Origin of the sequence: Pseudomonas sp. Marseille-Q0931 (assembly GCF_940789645.1) — a bacterium.
Taxonomy (GTDB): domain Bacteria; phylum Pseudomonadota; class Gammaproteobacteria; order Pseudomonadales; family Pseudomonadaceae; genus Aquipseudomonas.
This window is the reverse complement of record NZ_CALNWT010000007.1, coordinates 105,009-126,222: the sequence shown is the minus strand read 5'-3', so window position 1 is coordinate 126,222 and position 21,214 is coordinate 105,009. Positions and strand designations below refer to the sequence as shown.

The 21,214-nt window shown below is 67.0% G+C and carries 16 protein-coding genes, 1 pseudogene and 2 riboswitches; of the genes and pseudogenes, 6 read left to right on the top strand and 11 right to left on the bottom strand.

Annotation, left to right across the window (positions count from 1 at the left end; translation table 11 throughout):
- Positions 1-5: 5 nt before the first annotated feature.
- From P3C50_RS13135 to cbiE, 11 genes are all read right to left on the bottom strand, one after another.
- Positions 6-959 (bottom strand): TAXI family TRAP transporter solute-binding subunit, encoded by a 954-nt coding sequence (locus P3C50_RS13135; RefSeq protein WP_275546338.1) that lies wholly within the window; start codon positions 957-959, stop codon positions 6-8.
- Between the two features lie 509 nt (positions 960-1,468).
- The gene (locus tag P3C50_RS13130) at positions 1,469-2,809 is read right to left on the bottom strand and encodes a sigma-54-dependent transcriptional regulator (RefSeq protein ID WP_275546337.1); all 1,341 of its coding nucleotides are present in this window, start codon (positions 2,807-2,809) and stop codon (positions 1,469-1,471) included.
- A gap of 267 nt (positions 2,810-3,076) precedes the next feature.
- Positions 3,077-4,828 (bottom strand): ATP-binding protein, encoded by a 1,752-nt coding sequence (locus P3C50_RS13125; protein WP_275546336.1) that lies wholly within the window; start codon positions 4,826-4,828, stop codon positions 3,077-3,079.
- 40 nt (positions 4,829-4,868) lie between these two features.
- A complete protein-coding gene (gene cfaB / locus P3C50_RS13120; RefSeq protein ID WP_197859474.1) occupies positions 4,869-6,053 on the bottom strand; it encodes a C17 cyclopropane fatty acid synthase CfaB in 1,185 nt (394 codons plus the stop codon).
- Positions 6,054-6,127: 74 nt separating this feature from the next.
- Positions 6,128-7,135 carry a FecCD family ABC transporter permease gene (locus P3C50_RS13115; protein WP_275546335.1) on the bottom strand — a complete coding sequence of 336 codons (1,008 nt, stop codon included), beginning with the start codon at positions 7,133-7,135 and terminating at the stop codon, positions 6,128-6,130.
- On the bottom strand, positions 7,132-8,160 hold the full coding sequence (locus P3C50_RS13110) for an ABC transporter substrate-binding protein (RefSeq protein ID WP_275546334.1): 1,029 nt from the start codon (positions 8,158-8,160) through the stop codon (positions 7,132-7,134). The genes P3C50_RS13115 and P3C50_RS13110 overlap by 4 nt, the downstream gene beginning before the upstream one ends.
- Entirely contained in the window at positions 8,160-8,927 is a 768-nt protein-coding gene (locus P3C50_RS13105) for an ABC transporter ATP-binding protein (RefSeq protein ID WP_275546333.1), read from the bottom strand. The genes P3C50_RS13110 and P3C50_RS13105 overlap by 1 nt, the downstream gene beginning before the upstream one ends.
- Positions 8,927-11,032, bottom strand: a complete 2,106-nt coding sequence (locus P3C50_RS13100) for a TonB-dependent receptor (RefSeq protein WP_275546332.1) — start codon at positions 11,030-11,032, stop codon at positions 8,927-8,929. Before P3C50_RS13100 ends, P3C50_RS13105 begins: the two co-directional genes overlap by 1 nt.
- A gap of 261 nt (positions 11,033-11,293) precedes the next feature.
- A riboswitch (cobalamin riboswitch) is annotated at positions 11,294-11,488 on the bottom strand.
- A gap of 377 nt (positions 11,489-11,865) precedes the next feature.
- Complete coding sequence (locus tag P3C50_RS13095; protein ID WP_275546331.1) at positions 11,866-12,558, bottom strand: (2Fe-2S) ferredoxin domain-containing protein; 693 nt, start codon at positions 12,556-12,558, stop codon at positions 11,866-11,868.
- 78 nt (positions 12,559-12,636) lie between these two features.
- Entirely contained in the window at positions 12,637-13,380 is a 744-nt protein-coding gene (locus P3C50_RS13090) for a cobalt-precorrin-6A reductase (RefSeq protein WP_275546330.1), read from the bottom strand.
- Positions 13,377-14,579 (bottom strand): precorrin-6y C5,15-methyltransferase (decarboxylating) subunit CbiE, encoded by a 1,203-nt coding sequence (gene cbiE, locus P3C50_RS13085; protein WP_275546329.1) that lies wholly within the window; start codon positions 14,577-14,579, stop codon positions 13,377-13,379. The genes P3C50_RS13090 and cbiE overlap by 4 nt, the downstream gene beginning before the upstream one ends.
- 56 nt (positions 14,580-14,635) lie before the next feature.
- A riboswitch (cobalamin riboswitch) is annotated at positions 14,636-14,971 on the top strand.
- 95 nt (positions 14,972-15,066) lie between these two features.
- Here cbiE and cobG point away from each other — a divergent pair.
- From cobG to P3C50_RS13055, 6 genes and pseudogenes are all read left to right on the top strand, one after another.
- Positions 15,067-16,182 (top strand): annotated as a pseudogene (gene cobG, locus P3C50_RS13080) (precorrin-3B synthase); the annotation flags it as partial.
- 189 nt (positions 16,183-16,371) lie between these two features.
- Positions 16,372-16,998: a precorrin-8X methylmutase gene (locus P3C50_RS13075; RefSeq protein ID WP_041975515.1), complete on the top strand. Its 627-nt coding sequence runs from the start codon at positions 16,372-16,374 to the stop codon at positions 16,996-16,998.
- Positions 16,998-17,738, top strand: coding sequence for a precorrin-2 C(20)-methyltransferase (locus tag P3C50_RS13070; protein WP_275546328.1), 741 nt, complete (start codon positions 16,998-17,000; stop codon positions 17,736-17,738). The genes P3C50_RS13075 and P3C50_RS13070 overlap by 1 nt, the downstream gene beginning before the upstream one ends.
- Positions 17,739-17,872: 134 nt before the next feature.
- The gene (gene cobJ / locus P3C50_RS13065; protein ID WP_275546327.1) at positions 17,873-19,522 is read left to right on the top strand and encodes a precorrin-3B C(17)-methyltransferase; all 1,650 of its coding nucleotides are present in this window, start codon (positions 17,873-17,875) and stop codon (positions 19,520-19,522) included.
- Positions 19,523-19,689: 167 nt separating this feature from the next.
- Positions 19,690-20,529 carry an AraC family transcriptional regulator gene (locus P3C50_RS13060; protein WP_275546326.1) on the top strand — a complete coding sequence of 280 codons (840 nt, stop codon included), beginning with the start codon at positions 19,690-19,692 and terminating at the stop codon, positions 20,527-20,529.
- Positions 20,530-20,604: 75 nt separating this feature from the next.
- A complete protein-coding gene (locus P3C50_RS13055) occupies positions 20,605-21,210 on the top strand; it encodes a LysE family translocator (RefSeq protein WP_275546325.1) in 606 nt (201 codons plus the stop codon).
- The last annotated feature ends 4 nt before the right edge of the window (positions 21,211-21,214 follow it).

Here is a 21,214-nt window from a genome sequence, read left to right as displayed (position 1 = left end):
CTGCATCAGAGCGCGCCAGCTTCCTTGTAGAAGCGCTCGGCACCCGGGTGCAGCGGGATCGGCAGGTTCTTGGTAGCGGTGTCCAGCTTGATGTCCTTGGCCGCGGAGTGGGCGGTGCCCAGGCGCTCGAGGTTGTCGAACATCAGTTTGGTCATCTGGTAAGCCACTTCGTCGGAAACGCCTTCATGGGTGACCAGGATGTTGGTGATGGCGACGGTGGGTACGTCGGCGTCCTGACCGTCGTAGGTGCCGGCCGGAATGGTGGCGGCCTCGTAGGCAGCGTTGTCGATCTTCGCGGTCACTTCGGCCGGGATGGCGACGAAGCTGATCTTCATGGTCGAAGCCAGGTCACGAATGGCTGCCATGCCCAGGCCGGAGGACTGCAGGGTAGCGTCCAGCTGACGGTTCTTGATCAGCTCGACCGACTCGGCGTACGGCAGGAACTCGACCTTGCCCATGTCCTTGTAGGTCAGACCGGCAGCTTCGAAGATGGCGCGGGCGTTGAGCTCGGTACCGGACTTCGGTGCGCCGACGGAGATGCGCTTGCCCTTGAGGTCTTCCAGGGTCTTGATGCCGGATTCGGCGTTGGCGACGATCTGGATGTAGTTCGGATAGGTACCGGCGATGGCGCGGATTTTCTTCAGCGGTGCCTTGAAGCCGGCGTCTTCAACGCCATTCCAGGCATCGGCGACCGAGTCACCGAGGGCGAAGGCCAGCTCGCCACGACCGGCCTGCAGCAGGTTGAGGTTTTCCACCGACGCCTTGGTCGCCTGGACCGAGGTCTTGGAACCTTCGATGCCATTGCTGTACAGCTGCGAAAGGGCTACGCCGATCGGGTAGTACACACCGCTGGTACCGCCGGTGAGCACGTTGATGAAGGTCGGGGCAGCGAGGACTGCGGTGCTGGCAGTGATGGCCGCGGCAGCGGCGAACAGGCTGAGTTTCTTGGTCAGTCGCATGGAATATCTCCGTCGTTGTTATGGCTTTATGCAGAGTTTCAATCTAGACGACGCCACCGAGGCGGCATCGGCGGTGCGCGATCAGCGGCGCAGGGTGCAGCGTAGGACAAGAACCGCGGCAGGCGCGGTGGGGAGGCGGCCCATGCAAAGCAGCGAGTGCGGCATGGCGCGAGGGGCATGGCAGTTCATGGGGCTGACCTCTTGTCGTTGTTATGGTCGCCGCGTCGGCAAGTTGCTGCACGGCTACAACAGACATAGCAGATGCCGTGCCAGAGCCTGAAAAGCCCGAGATAGAGGGCTCCTATCTGGAGACCATGGGGTCACTGAGCGGGAAACCGCTTACACCCGAACATCCATAAGCAAAAATCCGCTTATCGAATAACCCGGACGCAATCCGGGAAAATCGATATGCAACCTGCTCCCGGATTCATCCGGGCTACGACTGATCCGCCAGCCCCTGGGGCGCACCGGCTGGTTCGAGGCCGGGCACTCTACATACGCTGTGCCGACTACTCCTCGCCGCCCGGCAAGTAATCACCGCGCGCCAGGCCGTGGCGCTGCATTTTCTCGTTGAGCGTACGACGCGGCAACTGCAGCACGTCCATCACCGCGGCGATATTGCCCTGGCATTGCAACAGCGCGTTGTGCAGGCATTGCGCCTCGAAGGCCTCCATCTGCTGCGCCAGCGCCTGGCCGGCGAAGCGCTCGGCTGGCGGCGGGCTGGACAGGCCCAGAGCATGACGCTCGGCGGCGTTGATCAGCTCGCGGACGTTGCCCGGCCAGTCATGCCCGAGCAGACGCGCCAGCTCGCTCGGCGCCAGCGGCGGCGCTTCGCGGCCATGACGTTGCGCGGCCTCGTGGGCGAAATGCTCGAACAGCAGGGGGATGTCCTCGCGCCGTTCGCGCAACGGTGGAATGTGCAGGGTGGCGACGTTCAGGCGATACACCAAGTCCTCGCGGAAACGCCCGGCCTTGACCTCGTCGAGCAGGTCCGGCTTGGCCGCGCTGATCACCCGCAGGTCGACCTGGATGCTCTTGTTCGAGCCCAGGCGTTCGAGGGTCTTCTCCTGCAGCACACGTAGCAGTTTGACCTGCTGCGCCAGCGGCAGACTCTCCACCTCGTCGAGGAACAGGGTGCCGCCGTCGGCATGCTCGATGCGGCCGATGCGCTTGGCCTGGGCCCCGGTGAAGGCGCCGCTCTCGTGGCCGAACAGCTCGCTTTCGAAGATGGTCTCGGGAATCGCCGCGCAGTTGAGCGCGGCGAAGGCCTTGCTCGCGCGCGGGCTGAAATCGTGCAGGCTGCGCGCCACGCGCTCCTTGCCGCTACCGGTCTCGCCGCGGATCAACACGTTGACCGAGGTGCCGGCCAGTTCGAGGATCTGCCGGCGCAGGTTTTCCATGGGCCGCGAAATGCCGATCAGCTGGCTTTCGATGCGGCCCTTGTTCGCCACCTGCTGGCGCAACTGGCGGTTCTCGCAGACCAGGCGGCGCTTGTCCAGGGCACGGCGCACGCTGTCGAGCAGGCGCTCGGGTGTGAAGGGTTTCTCGATAAAATCATAGGCGCCCTGACGCAGTGCCTGCACCGCCATGGGCACGTCGCCGTGGCCGGTCACCAGGATCACCGGCAGATCGCTGTCGATCTGCAGCAGCTTGTCGAGCAGCTGCAGACCATCGCTGCCGGGCATGCGCACATCGCTGACAACAATGCCGGGGAAGTCGCGGTCCACCACCGCCAGGGCTTCGGCCGCGCTGGCGCAGGTACGTACCTCGAACCCGGACAGCTCCAGCCACTGCTGCACCGCCTCGCGAATCGCCGCTTCGTCGTCGACCACTATGACCTGAGCGCTCATGGCACCTCCTGTTCAGAACGGCGGGCAGTGTAGCCCGGATAAAATCCGCAGAGGCAACCCGCGGCATCAGGATGAGAACCCGTAGGAGCGGCTGGGCGGCATTCCGCTTTAGCCGCGATAGCTGCGCCTGCATTTCGCCGCTGAAGCGGAATGCCGCCCAGCCGCTCCTACAAAGGCTCGTCGTGGATGACGCTTCACCCATTCACCGTGACCTCGCAACCTTGGTGGACGAAAACAGCGTCATCCACGCTAGCCTCTAACAGGCCGTCAAGGCGCTGCCGGCAACCGCAGAGTGAAGACCGCGCCCAGTTCACCATTGTGCGCCTCCAGGCTGCCGCCGAGATCGCGCACGATACCGTAGGACACTGCCAGCCCGAGCCCCAGGCCCTGCCCCACCGGCTTGGTGGTGAAGAAGGGTTCGAACACGCGGCCGAGGGTTTCTTCGGCGATGCCGCCACCGCTGTCCTCGACGCTGAGCAGGCAGTTGTCGTCTTCACGGGCGATGCGTACCAGCAGGATGCGCGGCTCGCTATCGGCCATGGCATCGAGGGCGTTATGCAGCAGGTTGAGGATCACCTGTTCGATGCGAATGGCATCGCCGAGCACTTCGGCCTCGGCGTCGACCTGCGTGCGCAACTCCACCTGCTCGCTGCGCATGCGTGGCGCCAACAGCTGCAGGGCCTGCTCCAGCACGTCGCCCAGACCCAGGCGCTCGCTGAGGCCGGCCGGGGTTTTGCGGGCGAAGGTCTTGAGGTGACCGGTCAGCGCGGCCATACGTTGCAGCAGGCCGTCGATGCGTTGCAGGCCTTCACGCACCGCCTCCGGCCGACCGCTGTCGAGCAGCAGGCGCAGGCTGCCGAGCTGCATCTGCAGGGCGGTCAGGGGCTGGTTGATCTCGTGCGCCAGGGCCGCCGACATCTGCCCCAGCGCGGCCATTTTGGCGGCATGCACCAGCCCGTCCTGAGCCTCGCGCAGCTCGGCGGTGCGCAGCGCCACCTCGCGCTCCAGGCGTTCGCGAATGCCGGCCTGCAGGCGCTGGTTCTTGCGCCGCTGGGCGAGGAACAGCAACAGGAAGGCCAAGGTCATCCACACCCCGGCGGCGGCCAGACGATAGCTGCGCACGCTGTCGGCCAGGCCGGCCGGCTCGCTGAGCAGATGCAGGGTCCAGCCCTCTTCGGGCATGTACAGGCGCTGCCAGAGGTAGTCGCGATTGCCGTCGGGGCCATCGACGCGGGCCCAGTCCGCATCGGCGTCGATCTGCCGGTGCACCTGGTGCGCCAGCGGCTGCAAGGCCTGCTCGGCGTAGCGGCGCACTTGCACCAGCTCGGCAAGCGCACGCTCGTCAAGCGCCTGCAAGGCGCGGAAACGCCAGATCGGCTTGTTGCTGAGGATCACCACCTGATAGCTGTCGGCGACCAACAGCACACCGGGCTGGCCGACCCATTCGCGCTGCAGCTCTTCCAGCTCCAGCTTGACCACCAGCACACCGAGCAGCTCGCCGTCGTCGCCACGCACCACATGGGAGAGGAAGTAGCCGGGAATCCCGGTGGTCACGCCCACCGCGAAGTAGCGCGCGCCGCCATCGCGCACGGCGTTCTGGAAGTACGGGCGAAAGGCGTAGTTGTTGCCGACGAAGCTGCTCCAGTCCCGCCAGTTGCTGGCCACCAGGGTTTCACCCTGGGCATCGAGCAGGTACAGCACGGTAGACCCGGCTGCGGCATTGAGGCGCTCCAGGCGCTGGTTGAGCGCCAGGCGCAACTGGCGATCATGCGGCGCGCGCAGCAGGGTGCGGATGTCGCTGTCCAGCGCCAGCACCTCGGGCACCGAGCTGAAGCGTTCGACCAGCGTGCGGATGGATTGGGCGTAGAGCTGCAGTTGCCCGCGCGCCTCGACACTGCGCTCGTCCCAGGCGCGCCGCTCGGCATAGCGTCCGCCCAGCCACAGGCTCAGCAGCAGGCCGGCGACAATCGCCAGCACGGTGAGCAGGACGCGGTAGCGGGGGCGCAGCGACAGGGGCATGGGCGGCTCGCGGGATCAAGACGAGCCGCATGTTACCCCATCAGCTGTAAAGATCAGCGCGGGTCCACGGCAGATCGTGGCCGCCATCTTCGCGCGGCTTCACCGCAAGGATCTGGTGCAGGTTCATCCAGCCGTGCTGGAAGCCATAGGCGCAGCCGGCCAGGTACAGGCGCCAGATGCGCAGGGACTTTTCCGGCACCCACTGCGCGGCTTCCTGCAGTCGTCGCTCCAGCCCCTGGCTCCACAGGTGCAGGGTGCGCGCATAGTGCAGGCGCAGGCTTTCCACGTCGACGATCTCCAGCCCGGCCTCGCTGATCGCCCTGGCCATGGTCGCCAGGTGCGGCAGCTCACCTTGCGGGAACACGTAGCGGTCGATGAACTCGCCAGCGCCACGGCCCACCGGACGGCCATCGGTGAAGCGCGAGGTGATGCCGTGATTCATCACCAGACCGCCAGCCCTGACCGCACCGAACAGCCGCTCGCAATACAGCGGCAGGTTGGCATGGCCGACGTGCTCGAACATGCCGACGCTGACCACCTTGTCGAAGCGGCCATCCTGCGGCAGGTCGCGGTAGTCGAGCAGCGCCAGGGTCACCCGCGCTTCCAGGCCCTCTTCGGCCAACCGTTGCCGGCCCAGTTCCAGCTGCGCCTGGCTGAGGGTGATGCCGTAGACCTCAACCTCGTACTCCCGCGCGGCGAAGCGCGCCAGGCCACCCCAGCCGCAGCCCACATCGAGCAGCCTGTCACCCGGCTGCAGGCGCAGCTTGCGGCACAGGTGGCGCAGCTTGCCCTGCTGGGCCTGGTCGAGGTTCTCCTGGCCGGTTTTGAAGTAGGCGCAGGAATAGACCATGTCGCGGTCCAGCCACAGGCGGTAGAAATCGTTGGACAGGTCGTAGTGATAGCGGATGGCCTCGGCATCGCTGCGCTTGTCGTGCGCCGCGTAAGGCTCGACAGGTACGGATTGGTCGCCGAGCAGCGCGGTGCTCAGCGCATCGCCCACCTCGATGGCGTCTTCGATGGGTCCTTCCAGATCGACGCGGCCTTCGACATAGGCGGCGCCCAGTGCATCCAGGCTGGGGTGGGCCAATTGCGTGACCAGGCTGGGGTCCTTGACCACCAAAGTCACCCGCGGCCTGGGTCCCAGGTCGATCTGCTTGCCGTCCCACAGTTTCAGGCGCAGCGGAATTTGCAGATCGCGAAACGCGGTGGGTAATTGCGCCAGCATGATCAGCCCTCCTCCCCAGCCATGGAGTCTCAAGCAGATGACTTGGCCGGCCTGCCCAGGTTCGATTCGGGCGACTAGCGGCGCCTGAGCAGGGCGACGAAGAACACCCCGCCGATGGCGGCGGTGACGATGCCGATGGGCAGGTCCTGCGGCGCCAGCCAGGTGCGCGCGGCGACATCGACCCAGACCAGGAACAGCGCCCCCAGCAGCGCCGCCACCGGCAGCAGGCGACGGTGCTCGGCGCCAACCAGAAAGCGCGCCACGTGCGGCAGTATCAGGCCGACGAAGCCGATGGCGCCGGACAGCGACACTAGTACGCCGGTGAGCAGCGACGCCGCCACGAATACCAACAGGCGCACGCGGCGCGGCTCCAGACCGAGGCTCACCGCGCTCTGCTCGCCGGCCATCAGCGCGTTCAGCGCGCGAGCCAAACCAAGCAGCACCGCCAGCGCCAGGGCCAGACACAACGCCGGCAGCCAGAGCAGCTCCCAGCGCGCCAGGCCAAGGCCGCCGAGCATCCAGAACAGCACCGAGCTGGCCGCATGCGGGTTGCCCAGATACAGCAGCAGGTTGCTTGCCGCCATCATCACGAAGGACACCGCCACCCCGGCCAGCAGCAAACGGTCGCTGTGCAGACGGCCACTGCGGCTGGCGATGGCTAGCACCAGCAACATGCTCGCCAGCGCACCGACGAAGGCCGCCAGCGGCAGGCTGAGCAGCCCGGCGAACTCGCCCAGGTACAGCACCACCACCACCGCGCCGAAGGCGGCGCCGGAGCTGACGCCGAGCAGGTGCGGGTCGGCCAGCGGATTGCGCGTCACCGCCTGCAGCACCGTGCCGACCACCGCCAGCCCGGCACCCACCAATGCGCCGAGCAGCACCCGCGGCGCGCGCAACTGCCAGACGATGCTGTCCTGGCCGACGCTGACCGGCGTTTCGGCAGTGATGCCGAACAGGTGCTGGGCAAGGATCGCCAGCACCTGCTCCAGTTCGACCCTGGCCGCACCAAAGGCCAGCGACAGCGCACAGGACAATGCCAGCAGCACGGCCAGGCCAACCAGCAACAGGCGATAACGGCTCACAGGTCGAAAGCCTCGGGGTGCAGCGCGGCGGCCAGGGTTTCGATGGCGGCGGCGTTATCCAGGCTCGGCGTGACCGCCAGATAGGGCAACACCACGAAGCGTTTCTCACGAATCGCGGTCACCCCCTGCAGCGCCGAGTGCTGCAGCAGGAAGTCGCGCTTCTGCGCCGCGGTGCGCTCACCATAGTCGACGATCAGGATCAGCTCCGGGTCCTGCTCGACCACCGACTCCCAGCCCACCTTCATCCAGTTGGCCGCCACGCTGTCCATTACGTTACGCCCACCGGCTGCCTCGATCAGCGGCTGCGGCATGCCCAGGCGTCCGGCGCTGAAGGGCACATCCTCGCCGCTGTCGTAGACGAATACGCGCGGCCGTGCCGGCGCTTCGCCGAGGCGCGCCTGTACTGCCGCCACGCGTCGCTGCATGCCTTGCACCAGTTCATCGGCGCGCGGCTCGACGGCGAAGATGCGACCGAGGTTGCGCAGGTCGCCGTAGACATCCTCGAGACTGGCGACACGGCCGGGCGACACGTGCGCGCAGGACTCGCTCAATTCGTACACCGGGATATCGAAGCGCGCCAGGCTGGCCGGAGTGACCTCGCCGCCGATGCGCATGCCGTAGTTCCAGCCGGCGAAGACGAAATCGCTGCCGGCACCCAGCAGGTTCTCCAGCGACGGATAGCGCGCGGCCAGCTCCGGCAGGCCGTCGAGCTGCTCGCGCATCTTCGGATCGAGGGTCTTCCAGCCGCTGATGCCGGTGTAGCCGGCCATGCGCTCCTTCAGGCCCAGGGCCAGGAGCATGGCGGTCATATTGACGTCATGGCTGACCGCCCGCTTGGGCGGGTGGTCGATGGTCACCTGACGGTCGCAACTGGTCACGGTGACGGCCCAGGCGGGGCTGATCAGCCCTAGCAGGATTGCGCCAACGAGTGTAGGAGCGAGCTTTGCTCGCGAAGCTTTTGTCTTTTCCCAGGATTCGCGAGCAGAGCTCGCTCCTACAGGTTCAGCCGTGCGTAAACGCTTCATCAAACAATCCAGGTAATGCGCGGATGACCCGCCAGTGGATGGGTGTCGACCAGCGCCTGCAGGCCGAACACCTGCTGCAGCAGCTCGGTGGTCAGCACTTCGGCGGGCGGGCCGATGGCCACCAGACGGCCCCCGTCGAGCACGCAGAGGCGATCACAGAAGGCCGCCGCCAGGTTGAGGTCGTGGAAGCTAGCCAGCGTCGCCAGGCCCAGCGCCTTGATCTGGCCAAGCAGCTCGAGCTGGTAACGCGGGTCGAGGTGGTTGGTCGGCTCGTCGAGGATCAGCAGTTGCGGCTGCTGCACCAGGGCACGGGCAAGCAGCACGCGCTGCTTCTCGCCGCCGGACAGGCGGGCGAAGGGCTGCTGCGCCAGGTCGCTCAGACCGAGGCGGGCCAGCGCCTCGTCGACCAGGCGTCGATCCTCGGCATCGTCGCCGTCGAACAAACCCTTGTGCGGCGTGCGGCCCATGGCCGCCACCTCCTGCACGCGCAGACCGAAATCCTGCGGAAACTCCTGCAGCACCACCGCCACGCGCTGTGCGCTCCAGCGCGGCGGGCGCTGCCACAGCGCCTCGCCGTCCAGCTCGACATCGCCGGCGCTGGGCCGCTGATAGCGATAAGCGCAGCGCAGCAGGCTGGTCTTGCCGCTGCCGTTGGGGCCGATCAGCCCCACCAGCTCGCCGTTGCCGACCGCCAGGTCGATACCGTCGAGCAGCCGTCGCTGCCCATCCGCGGACCAGGCCAGTTGGCGCAGACGAAGACGATCCATCAGAAGCTGTAGTCCGCAGTGACGAAGAACGAGCGTGGCGCGCCCAGATACCACTGCTGGCCGTCGCTGCTGGCACTGGTGGCGTATTGGCGGTCGAACAGGTTGTTCGCCTCCAGGCCCAGGCGCAGATCCCTCAGCACCTGCCAGCCAATGTTGGCATCGACCACGGTGTAGCCAGGCACCTTGGCGGTGTTGGCGCTGTCGGCGTAGCGCGCATCGACATAACGCGCGCCAATGCCGGCGTCCACGCCGCTGCCCAGATCCTTGTTCAGCCACAGGTTGGCGGTGCGCCTGGGCACGTCGGTCGGGCGATTGCCGCTGCGGTCGCCGCCGCCTTCGACGAAGTCGTCGTATTCGGCGCGCACCAGGGCGGCGTTGGCCGACACCTGCCAGCCCTGGCCCAGCGCCAGCTCCAGGGTGGCCTCCAGACCGTCGGAAGATTGCTGGCCGATCTGCTCGGTGGGCGCGGCCGGAGTTTCGCGGCTGAGCAGCTTCTTCTTGACGATGTGATAGGCCGCCAGCGTCCACTCGCCCTGCCCACCCCAGAACGCCTGCTTGAGGCCGATCTCGGTCTGCCCGGCTTCGCTCAGGTCGAACTGCTGCTGGCTCGGGCTGAGGGTCAGCAGGTTGCTCACGCCTTCGCTGCTGGTGGCGTACTGGCCGTACAGCGACAGCTCCGGGGTCAGCGCGAAGACCAGGCCGGCGCGCCAGTTGTCGCCGCTCAGGCTACGGTCGGCGCTGCTGCCATCGACCAGGTTGTCGCGCTGGATATGCACCTGGTCGCGACGCACGCCGGTGACCAGCGACAGGCGCTCGGTGAGCTGGGTGCGGTTCTCGGCGAACAGCGAGAACTGCCGCGCCAGGTTGCGCTCGCGCGGGCCGTAGCCGAGCGGATCGGTGCTCTGGTATTGGCCGCCACCGGAGCCGGCCAGCGGCACGCTGTCGCTGAAGCTGCTGGCGAAGTCGTGCTGGCGGGCGAAGTGGATGCGGTTGTAATCGACACCAACCACGGTGCGGCTATCGAGGCCGAACAGGGCGTGATCCAGGGTAAAGGTCTGGCGGTCGCCGATCTGCTCCTGGGTGTGCTTGATCCGGTAGAACTCGCTGCGCTCGACCGTATCGCCGGGCTGCCAGCGATAGGCCTCGGCATTGCGCCAGTAGCGCTGGGTCTTGATGTAGTAGAGCTGGTTGCTGGCGCTGAGCGCGTCGTTGATGCGCCAATCGCTGACCAGGCGGGTGATCTGGTCGTTATAACGGATATCGGCGTCGGCGACGTTGTAGTTGCGCTCACGCAGGCTCTCACGGTACTTGCCATCGACCAGCGGCGTGCCGAGGTAACGCATCGGGTTCTGGTCGCCATGGTCGTGGGACAGGGTGAAGCTCAGGTCGTCACTGGCGTCCCAACGCAGAGCGGCGCTGACCGCCACGCTGTCCGAATCCCCCCGGTCGACCCAGCCATTGCTGGCCTGCTGATTGACGTTGAAGCGATAGCTCAGCGCGTCGCTCAGCGAACCGCCGCTGTCCAGCGCCGCCTGGCGACGGTCGTCGCTGCCGTAGCCAAGGCGCAGCTGATTGCGGATCTCGCCCGCGAAGGGCTTCTTCGGCACCACGTTGATCACCGCGCCGGTGGCGCCCTCGCCGTAAAGCACCGAGGCCGGGCCGCGCAGCACGTCGATGCGCGCCACCGACCAGGTGTCCGCCGGGAAAGTCACGGTGCCGGCGCCGACGTACTGGCGGGTGCCGTCGTACAGCTGCATGGTCGCCGAATGGCCGGTGAAGCCGCGCGCCGAGAGCGCCGTGCCGCCATTGCCGGGGGTGCCGATATCGCTGATGCCGGGCGTGCGGGTCACCGCATCCTGCACCGTCAGGTTGTTGCGCCCACGCACCTCGGCGCCGCTCAGGCTGGTGGTGCTGGCCGGGGTCTGCAGGGCCGAAAGCTCCAGGCGCGAGCCGCTGCTGGTGGGCGTATGCAGGTTGCTCTCGCCCTCCTCGGCGGCCTTGGCGTGGACGGTGAGCTCGGGCAGATCGACGGCCTCGTTGGCCAACGCCATGCCACTGCAAAGCAGGGCCAGCGGCCAGGTGCAGCGAAGTACAGGGTTTTGCACGGCAGAACTTCCAGTGTTGCGCGGAGAATCGTGGGATGAAATGTTAATGTTATAACATAACATTATCGACATTCGCAGCCTGGAAAGCAGCCGTACGGGTTCTGCGACCGAAACGCTCGGGAAGGATTGATTGAAGCGGAAGTGGCGCGCCATAAATGTTCCATCGTCGGGAAGAGGCACGGCAATCCGATGGAAAATGCGCAACAGCAGACAGGGCATGGTCGCCCGACTGGAGTCAACGCCCGCCCACCGCGGGTTGCCAGACAAAAAACGACTCCAGGCCGGTCTCCGGGCTTGCGAGGGTCATGAACGCATCGCCTTCCCATGCGCGTGGCGCACAGTGGCGTATCGATGCGGTCGCTCGCTTACCGTTGCGGGGGCAGCGTCGGACTTCAACCGACTTCCCGTTTCACCTCACGCGCGGCGGCGTGAGACACCTGAAGCGGGGCGGATATGACCACCCATGCGGAGGGTAGTCAAGGCGAGCTTCGCCTGTAGCGGCGTCTGCCGCGAGATAAATAGCCCCTAGAACCAACGCTTCGCGGACGAGTCCGCTCCCACAAGAACGAATGCGTCAGCGCTGCGAAAGCGTACCTCCTGTGGGAGCGTAACGCTGTTGACATAAGAATTAGTCGGACACGATTAGTCCCCTCGCCCCTTTGGGGAGAGGGAGCCAAACCTGTACAACCTTAAGTGAACAGCATTACCCGTGGGAGCGGACTTGTCCGCGATACGCTCTGGTTCGCGAGCATCCGCGGCTGCTCGATCAGGTGAAAACGCCGCGATCCTGCGAGGCAATCACGGGCGTTCGTTCTGACTGACTGGCAGCAACCTTACGCCTGCTCGTCGATACGCAGATCCGGTAGCGCCCTGCCCGCTACCAGCCGCTCATCGACCAGGCGAATCACCGCGGCCTCGTCCCTGATGCCGTACCACTCGCCCTGTGGATAAAGGCTCGCGGTCGGCCCCAGGTCACAGGGGAACTGGCACTGGCTGCGGGTGATATGCACGCCACCCTCGCACTCCAGCCTGCCCGCCGCCTTGAGCCGCTGACGCAAGGTTTTCCACAGGCCCAGCGCGCCTTTGCGCGTGCAGCGCGGACCGTTGCACAGCAGCAGACGCTGCGCATGCGGCGGAATCTGCGACCAAGCATGATGCGCCGGCACCGGCGGCACATCGCTGCAGGGAATGTGCGCGTCACGCTGCTCCAGCAGTGCGCCCAGGCCATCGAGCCAGGTGTCTTCCAGCGCCGTGCAGACCACGAACACATCTGCCCAATCACCGCGCTCGGCGATACATTCGCGCAGCCAATCGCGGTGCGCGGCATCGGCGCGTGGCTCCAGATCGACCACCAGCAGCGGTCGCGGCGCCTCATCGATGGCCTGCCAGAAGCCGTCCTGCTCGCTGTCATGCAGATGCGCCTCACCCAACAGCGCTTCAACGCGCTGCCGCAAACGCTCGGCCGAAGCACCACGACCGAGGCCGGGGCCGATGAACAGAATGCGGGCGTAGGGGGTTTGGCTCATGACGGTCTCCAGAACGGGCCGGCAGTCTAGCAGCGCAACAGCAAGCGTAGGGCGGATGTAACCATTGTGGGAGGGGCTTCAGCCGCGACGGCAGCCATCCATTCGCCGCTGAAGCGCCTCCCACAAGGCGTCCGGCTCGGCGAACTCCCGCTTCACCGCTGGCAAAGACGGACGACGCAGCAGCAGCACCGGCAATCCAAGCTCCCGCGCCACCTGCAACTTCGGCTCGGTGGAGGCGCTGCCGCTGTTCTTGCTCACCAGCACGTCGCAGCGGATACGGGCGAACAGCGCGCGCTCCTGGTCCAGGGCGAACGGCCCACGCGCACCGATCACCTCGGCACGCGGCGGTGCCGGCTCGGTCTGCAGACAGCGCACCGTCCAGTGCTGATGCGCGGGAATCTCGTGCAGATGCGCCAGCGGCTCGCGCCCCGAGGTGAAGAACGGCCGTTCGAAGGGCGCCAGGGCGCGGGTCAGTTCATCCCAGCCCTCCACTTCGCGCCAGTCATCATCCGGGCCGGCCTGCCAGCCCGGACGACGCAGCGCCCAACACGGCACGCCGGCGATCTCGGCAGCACGGGCCGCGTTATGGCTGATCTGCGCCGCGTAGGGGTGAGTCAGATCCAGCAGCAGCTCGATGCCTTCGCCAGCGATAAAGGCGGCCAGGCCCTCGGCGCCGCCGAAACCGCCGACACGCACGCGGCAGGCCAGATCCTCCGGCACGCGGCCAAGGCCGGCCAGGCTGTAGATCGCCTCCGGCCCCAAGCGACGGGCCAGGCGCAGCGCCTCGGTGGTGCCGCCGAGCAGCAGGATGCGCGCACTCACGGTTTGCGTACCGCCAGCAGAGTGATCGGCAGCGCCGCGCGCCAGGTATCGAAGCCGCCCAAGGGCTGCGCCTGGGCCATTGTCAGACGCAGCAGCTCGCCGCCATGCTGTTCACGGAAGGCCACCAGCGCCGCCTCGCTCTGAATCGTCACGGCGTTGGCCAGCAGTCGCCCGCCTGCCTTGAGCGCGGCCCAGCAATCATCCAGCACGCCGGGCACGGTGACGCCGCCGCCGATAAAGATCGCATCCGGAGCCGGCAGCGCATCCAGCGCCTCGGGCGCATGCCCGGCCACCAGTTGCAGGCCGGGGACGCCAAGGGCATCGCGGTTGTGACGGATATGATCCTGACGCCCTTTGTTGGCCTCAATGGCGATGGCTCGGCAGGCCGGGTGCGCGCGCATCCATTCGATGCCGATGGAGCCACAACCGGCGCCGACATCCCACAGCAGCTCGCCAGGCAGTGGCGCCAGACGCGCCAGGGTCACGGCGCGAACGTCGCGCTTGGTCAGTTGCCCATCGTGGCGGTAGGCGTCGTCCGGCAGACCGCAGGTCGGCGGCAGCAGTTGCGCCCCGGCGTCGGCCAGGCACTCCACGGCCAGCAGGTTGAGGTCGGCGCTACGCGGCAAGTTCCAGCTTGCGGCCAGGCCCTCGATGCGGCGCTCGTCAGGGCCGCCCAGATGCTCCAGCAGGGTCAGGCGACTGGCGCCGAAACCGCGCGCACGCAGGGCTTCGGCGACCTGAGCAGGCGTGTCGCCATCGGCGCTCAGCACCAACAGACGCGTACAGGGATACAACCGGGCGTTGAGCGTGGCCAGCGGCCGGCCGACCAAGGAGATCACCTCAACCTCCTGCAACGGCCAGCCCAGGCGCGCCACAGCGAGCGACACCGAAGACGGTGCCGGCAATACCTGCAACTCATCGGCAGGCACCTGGCGCGCCAGGCTGGCGCCGACGCCGTAGAACATCGGGTCGCCGCTGGCCAGCACGCACACCGCCTCGCCGCGCTTCGCCAGCAGCGGCCCAAGATCGAAGGGGCTGGGCCAGGTCTCCCGTTCGCCGCCGATGCACGGCGGCAGCAAGGCCAGTTGCCGCGGCGCACCGACGATGCGCGTGGCCGTCAGCAGGGCGCGGCGCGCGGCCTTGCCCAAACCGGGATAGCCGTCTTCGCCGATGCCAACCAGGGTCAACCAGGGTTTCATCCACCTTCCTCGCAAGTAGCCGACAGGGCGCGTGTCGCGACGCCGGGCAAAGCGGGCATAATACAGCCTTCGTCGGTGCCCCTTAAAAAACGGGCCTAAGAGGGAATCCGGAGCGATCTCTGATCGCGACCGAGCTGCCCCCGCAACTGTAAACAGCGAGTCCAATGCAATCGGCCACTGGGTGAAAGGCCGTTGAAAAACGTAGGCGAGGTAGGCAAGACAAGGCAAAACGGCCGAAAAAGCGCAATTTACGTGTTGTAAATGAGCATTTTGAGGCCGTTTTTAACGCCGTATTGCCAACGTAGGTAGTTTTTCAACGGCCTGTTAACCGGGAAGGCGCAGCGGATCATGACCTGTCAGCCAGGAGACCTGCCGACGAACGCTGGTCGCGAGTGCCAACATCGGGCGGGGTGTACCGATGCCATGAAATTCCCTATGGGCGAATTTCGCTGGTTCGGTCGCCGCGTCGTTATCCACAGGTGATCCCTTGCTCGCGCCCGTTCGCCCTTCTGCATGCCCCGGCCTGCTGCGTATCGTCCCTGCGCTGGATGGCGGCATCTGCCGCATCAAGCTGCCCGGCGGCGTGCTGCGCAGTGCCCAGGCGCGGGCGATTGCCGAGGCGGCGTTGCAGCATGCCAGTGGCGTGCTGGAGCTGACCAACCGCAGCAACCTGCAGATTCGTGGCGTCTTGCCCGGCCAGGAGAGCACGCTGATCGACGCTCTGCTCGGCGCTGGCCTCGGACCGCGCGTGGCCGCCGCCGACGATGTACGCAACCTGCTGCTCAGCCCTGCCGCCGGCCTCGATCCGCACATGCGGATGGACGTACGCCCGCTGGCCAGCCAGTTGCTCGACCTGCTGCAGGACACCCCGGCGCTGCATGCGCTGTCGCCCAAGTTCGCCCTGCAACTGGACGGTGGCGAAGCCCTGGCCATGCGTGAACATCCCCATGACCTGTGGCTGGCCGCCGAGGACGAAACCCACATACTGCTGGGCCTGGCCGGCTGTCCCAGCGACGCGCCACCGGCGCGAGTCGAGGTGACGCAGGCGGTCGAACTGGTGCGCCAGCTCTTGCTGCTGTTCCTCGAACTTGCCACCCCGGAGCAAACGCGCATGCGTCAGCTGCTGACGCATATCCCGGTGGCCGACCTGCTGCAACGCCTGCAGACTCGACTGGATTTCCCCTTGCAACCGGTGCCGGCCCGTTGGCAGCCGAGCGCTGGCGTTGGACGGGCTCCGGCAGGAATTTATCCACAGGCGCAGAGCGGCCTGCGCATGGTGGCGGCCGGTGCTCAGTTGGGTCGCCTGCACGCCGACCAACTCCTCGCCATTGCAGAACTGAGCGAGCGCCACGGCGACAGCGAGTTGCGCCTGACACCCTGGCAGGGTCTGTTGCTGGGCAACGTACCCGAAGCGAAGGCCGGCGAGTTGCTGTCCGCGCTGGCCGAACTGGGGCTGCTCACCCAGACCGACGAGCCGCTGCTCGGCCTGGTCGCCTGCACCGGCTCGGCGGCCTGCGCCCGCGGTTTGGCCGACAGCAAGCAGCACGCCCTGCAGCTGGCCGAGCGACTGCGCGAAAACGGCGCTCGTCCGCAGGTACACCTCAGCGCCTGCTCGCGCAGTTGCGCCAGCGCTCGCGTGCAGCCCTACACGCTGCTGGCCAGCACGCCCGAACATTACCAGCTCTATCAACGCACGCCCGAGGCGCCAGGTTTCGGCCGCCTGCTGGCACCAGACATGACCATCGACGAGGCCGGCGCCTGGTTCGCCCGCCAACACCCGCAGGAACCCCCGATGCTTGATTACATCCGCGACGGTCAGGAAATCTACCGCCGCTCCTTCGCCACCATCCGCGCCGAGGCCAACCTCGATGGCATCCCCGCCGACCTGGAAAAACTCGCCGTGCGGGTAATCCACGCCTGCGGCATGGTCGACGTGGTCGAGGATCTGCGCTTCTCCCCCGGTGCCGGCGCCGCTGGCCGCGCCGCGCTGCTGGCTGGTGCACCGATCCTCTGTGACGCGCGCATGGTCGCCGAGGGCATCACCCGCCCGCGCCTGCCGGCCAACAATCCGGTGATCTGCACCCTGCATGACGCCGGCGTACCGGAGCTGGCCCGCGAAGTCGGCAACACCCGCTCGGCGGTAGCCCTGGAGCATTGGCGCGAACACCTGGAAGGCAGCGTGGTGGTGATCGGCAACGCGCCCACCGCGCTGTTCTATCTGCTGGAAATGCTCGACGCCGGTGCACCGAAGCCGGCGCTGATCATCGGTATGCCGGTGGGCTTCATCGGCGCGGCGGAATCCAAGGACGCCCTGGCCGCAGACAGCCGTGGCGTGCCCTACGTGATCGTCCGTGGCCGCCGTGGCGGCAGCGCCATGGCGGTGGCGGCGGTCAACGCCCTCGCCTCGGAGGTGGAGTGATGGCTGGCCGTCTGCTCGGCCTCGGCGTCGGCCCTGGCGACCCCGAGCTGCTCACCCTCAAGGCCCTGCGCCTGCTCAAAGGCGCACCGGTGGTGGCCTATTTCGTGGCCAAGGCCAAGCACAACGCCGGCCACGGCGGTAATGCCTTCGGCATCATCGAAGCGCACCTGGACGACACCCAGCAGCGCCTGCCACTGGTCTACCCGGTGACCACCGAAAAGCTCGCCCCGCCGCTGTCCTACGAAGATGTGATCGCCGACTTCTACGACACCTGCGCTGAGCAGATCGCCCGGCTGCTGGACGCCGGCCAGGACGTGGCGGTGATCTGCGAGGGCGACCCGTTTTTCTACGGCTCCTACATGTACCTGCACGACCGCCTGGCCGATCGCTACGAGGTAGAAGTGGTGCCCGGCGTGTGCTCGATGCTCGGCTGCGCCTCGGTGCTCGGCACGCCGCTGGTGTACCGCAACCAGAGCTTGAGCGTGCTCTCCGGCGTGCTGCCGGAAGACGAGCTGGAACAACGCCTGCGCGACGCCGAAGCGGCCGTGGTGATGAAGCTCGGCCGCAACTTCGACAAGGTGCGCCGCGTGCTGCGCAAGCTCGGCCTGGACGACCGCGCCCACTACGTCGAACGCGCCACCATGGCCAGCCAGAAGATCGTCGCGCTGGACGAGGTGGAGCCGATGGAGTCGCCGTACTTTTCCATGATTTTGGTGCCAGGACAGAAATGGCGGGGGTAATCCCGTAGGGCGGGTGCAACCCGCCAACAGCGAGCTGGCGGGTTGCACCCGCCCTACCCGTCTCAAGACCGTAGCCCGGATGCAATCCGGGAAACCCATTCCCCGGATTGCATCCGGGCTACAGGATTTACCGTATGAACATCGTCATCCTCGGCGCCAGCGCGCTGGCCACTGCACAACGCCTCCAGGCGCTTTATCCACAGGCCGTGATCCATGGCCTGCGCGGCCGCGCCGATGGCGCCGAGCGCCACTACGATGACTTCGGCGAGCACCTGCGCGCGCTGTATCGCGCCGGCCAGCCGCTCGTGGTGCTGTGCGCTGCCGGCATCGTCATTCGCAGTCTCGCCGCGTTGCTGGCGGAAAAGGGCGCCGAGCCGGCGGTGCTGGCCCTGGCCGAAGACGGTAGCGCCGTGGTGCCGCTGCTCGGTGGCCTGGCTGGGGTCAACCGCCTGGCCCGCGAGATCGCCGCGCACCTGGACGTCACGCCAGCCATCACCACCAGCGGCGAGTTGCGCTTCGGCACCTGCCTGCTGGAGCCGCCGGCCGGCTACGCGCTGGCCGACCTGCAGCAAGGCAAGCGCTTCGTCAGCGACCTGCTCGGTGGCGAAACGGTACGCATCGAAGGCCAGGCACCCTGGCTCGAGACGGCGCAACTGCCTGTGGATAAAACCGCCCGCCGGGTCATCCACGTCACCGCGCAGGCGCGTCCGGCGCAACCGGACGAGTTGCTGATCCACCCGCGCTGCGCCGCCGCGCTGATCGAACGCCCCGGCGCCGACCTGCCGGCGCGCCTGCAGCAGGCACTCAGCGCCGCCAACCTGGCGCCGCAGGCGCTGGCGTGCCTGATCGCGGATAAAAGCTTGATGGCCAACGCTGACTTGCACGCGGCAGCGCAGACACTGAACCTGCCGCTGCGCTTTATCCACAACACCAGCGAACTGCCGCCCGAGCACCATATTGGCGACGGCCTGCGCCTGCTGTTGGGCGAGCGACCGCTGGATATCGAGCGCCTCGGCCAGCGCCGTGGGCGCCTTAGCGTGGTCGGCCTTGGTCCTGGGGCCGCCGAACATATGACCCCCGCTGTGCGCCGCGCCCTCGACGAAGCCGAAGACCTGCTTGGCTACGACACCTACGTGAAGATGGCCGGCCCGCTGCGTGCCGATCAATGCCTGCACCCCAGCGATAACCGCGAGGAGCTGCAGCGCGCCGCCCACGCCTTCGAGCTGGCCGCCAGCGGCCGCCGCGTGGTGATGATCTCCTCGGGCGACCCCGGTGTGTTCGCCATGGCCGCCGCCGTGATGGAAGCACTGGAAAGCCCGCAAAGCGAGGCCTGGCAAGACGTCGAACTGGAAGTACTACCGGGCGTTTCCGCTGCCCTGGCCACGGCTGCCAAGGCCGGCGCGCCGCTGGGTCATGACTTCTGCCTGATCTCGCTATCAGACAACCTCAAGCCCTGGGCGGTGATCGAGAAACGCCTGGAGCACGCTGCCCTGGCCGACCTGGCCATGGCCTTCTACAACCCGATCTCCAAATCCCGCCCCTGGCAGCTCGGCCGCGCGCTCGACTTGCTGCGCCAGCACCGCACGCCGGAAACGCTGGTGGTGCTCGGCCGCGATATCGGCCGTCCTGCCGAAGCACTGCGTAGCCTCACCTTGGGCGAGCTGACGCCGGAGATGGTCGACATGCGCACCCTGGTGATCATCGGTTCCAGCCAGACCCGTCGCTTCCCGCGAGCCAATGGCGGCGAGTGGGTGTATACCCCGCGCTGGTATCCCGAGTTGTAGGGGCCTGTTGGAGAAAAGCTTCGCGGACAAGTCCGCTCCCACAGAACGCCGCTGGAGTTGTGGGAGCGGACTTGTCCGCGAGCTTTTCATCTGCTGCACAAACCTTCTAGGCCTGCGCGCCGAACGCGCTAAGCTCATCGGTCCACAGCAGCGATAGGCAACAGGCGATGAACGCGCAGTCATGGGTCGACCTCAAGCAGGATGCCGATACCGGCATCGAGGTGATCCGTGCGCATTTCGAGGGCCACGCCTACGACCCGCACTGGCACGACAGCTACCTGATCGGCTTCACCGAACAGGGTGTGCAGCAGTTCCACTGCCGCCGTGCGCTGTTCAGCAGCGTTGCCGGGCAGACCTTCTTCCTCGAACCCGGCGACATTCACGACGGCCATGCGCCGTCGCCGGGTGGCTTCACCTACTCCACGCTCTACCTCGAGCCAGCGTGGCTGCAGCGCGCGCTGCCGGCGCTGTTCGAACAGACGCCCAGCGACTGCCTGCCCGGCGTGCCGCGCACCCAGCCGGACGACCCCGGCCTGCTGCCGTGCATCGCCAACGCCCTGCAGGCATTACACGACGGTGAGCCGCGCATGGTGCGCGACGCCGCGCTGGATGCGCTGCTGGAGCGCATCTCGCGCAGCCTGCACTGGCGCCAGCGCCCGCCGGGCAACCCGCACATCCCTTCCGTTGCCCTGCGCGCCCGCGAGTACCTGCATGCGCAGTTTCACCAGAACATCGGCCTCGACGAGCTGGCGCGAGTCTGCGGTGTGGATCGCTTTCGCCTCAGCCGTGCGTTCAAGGCGGCCTTCGGCATCGCACCGCATGGCTACCTGATCCAGCTGCGCCTGGTGCGCGCACGGCGTCTGCTGGCCCTCGGCACGGCCCCGGCGGATGTAGCCAGTGATCTGGGTTTTGCCGATCAGAGCCACCTGGGGCGTTGGTTCCGCCGCGCCAATGGTCTGAGCCCAGGCGCCTACCGCAACCTCTGCACAAAGCTTCAAGACCGCTGAATCCGGCGGCCGGACAATCGCGCCATATTCCATGGAGCGATTCCCCATGCCATTCACCGCCACCCGAGCCCGGCCATGAACCAGTGGCTGCCCTTCATCCTGTTCGCCTCGGCGGCCTCGATCACGCCTGGCCCGACCAACCTGCTGATACTCGGCAGCGCCGCCCGCTTCGGCCTGTCCATTGCCCTGGCCATCGCGGTCGGCGCCAGTCTGAGCGCCAGCCTGATGCTGCTGGTGGTCGGCCTGGGCCTGGGCGAACTACTGGCCCGCGCGCCCCTGCTGCAGACAGCAATGAGCTGGACTGGCGCCGCCTGGATCAGCTGGATGGCCTGCAAACTGATGCGCGCCGAAGCTGCCGGCCTGGACGAGCGCAGCGTCGATCAACGCCAGGGCTTCGTCCAGGGCGCCGGTCTGCAACTGATCAACCCCAAGACCTGGCTGATGACCGTGTCGGTCACGGCGATCTTCCTCGATGGCCAGGCCTCGTTCGCCGCCGTGGCGAGCTACGCGACACTGTTTCTGCTCGTCTCCACGCCCTGTCTGCTGGCCTGGGGCCTGCTTGGCATTGGCAGCGCACGCCTGCTGCGGGATCCGGCGAGGTTGCGACTGTTCAACCGCTGTATGGCCCTGTTGCTACTGGCCTCGGTGTGGATGCCGCTGCTGTCACAGCTTCGCGGCTGAAGCC

Excerpts from the sequence above, each read along its gene's own strand:
- P3C50_RS13135 (WP_275546338.1), bottom strand. The coding sequence starts at position 959 with ATGCGACTGACCAAGAAACTCAGCCTGTTCGCCGCTGCCGCGGCCATC.
- P3C50_RS13130 (WP_275546337.1), bottom strand. The coding sequence starts at position 2,809 with ATGAGCGCTCAGGTCATAGTGGTCGACGACGAAGCGGCGATTCGCGAG.
- P3C50_RS13125 (WP_275546336.1), bottom strand. The coding sequence starts at position 4,828 with ATGCCCCTGTCGCTGCGCCCCCGCTACCGCGTCCTGCTCACCGTGCTG.
- cfaB (WP_197859474.1), bottom strand. The coding sequence starts at position 6,053 with ATGCTGGCGCAATTACCCACCGCGTTTCGCGATCTGCAAATTCCGCTG.
- P3C50_RS13110 (WP_275546334.1), bottom strand. The coding sequence starts at position 8,160 with ATGAAGCGTTTACGCACGGCTGAACCTGTAGGAGCGAGCTCTGCTCGC.
- P3C50_RS13105 (WP_275546333.1), bottom strand. The coding sequence starts at position 8,927 with ATGGATCGTCTTCGTCTGCGCCAACTGGCCTGGTCCGCGGATGGGCAG.
- P3C50_RS13095 (WP_275546331.1), bottom strand. The coding sequence starts at position 12,558 with ATGAGCCAAACCCCCTACGCCCGCATTCTGTTCATCGGCCCCGGCCTC.
- cbiE (WP_275546329.1), bottom strand. The coding sequence starts at position 14,579 with ATGAAACCCTGGTTGACCCTGGTTGGCATCGGCGAAGACGGCTATCCC.
- P3C50_RS13075 (WP_041975515.1), top strand. The coding sequence starts at position 16,372 with ATGCTTGATTACATCCGCGACGGTCAGGAAATCTACCGCCGCTCCTTC.
- P3C50_RS13070 (WP_275546328.1), top strand. The coding sequence starts at position 16,998 with ATGGCTGGCCGTCTGCTCGGCCTCGGCGTCGGCCCTGGCGACCCCGAG.
- cobJ (WP_275546327.1), top strand. The coding sequence starts at position 17,873 with ATGAACATCGTCATCCTCGGCGCCAGCGCGCTGGCCACTGCACAACGC.
- P3C50_RS13060 (WP_275546326.1), top strand. The coding sequence starts at position 19,690 with ATGAACGCGCAGTCATGGGTCGACCTCAAGCAGGATGCCGATACCGGC.
- P3C50_RS13055 (WP_275546325.1), top strand. The coding sequence starts at position 20,605 with ATGAACCAGTGGCTGCCCTTCATCCTGTTCGCCTCGGCGGCCTCGATC.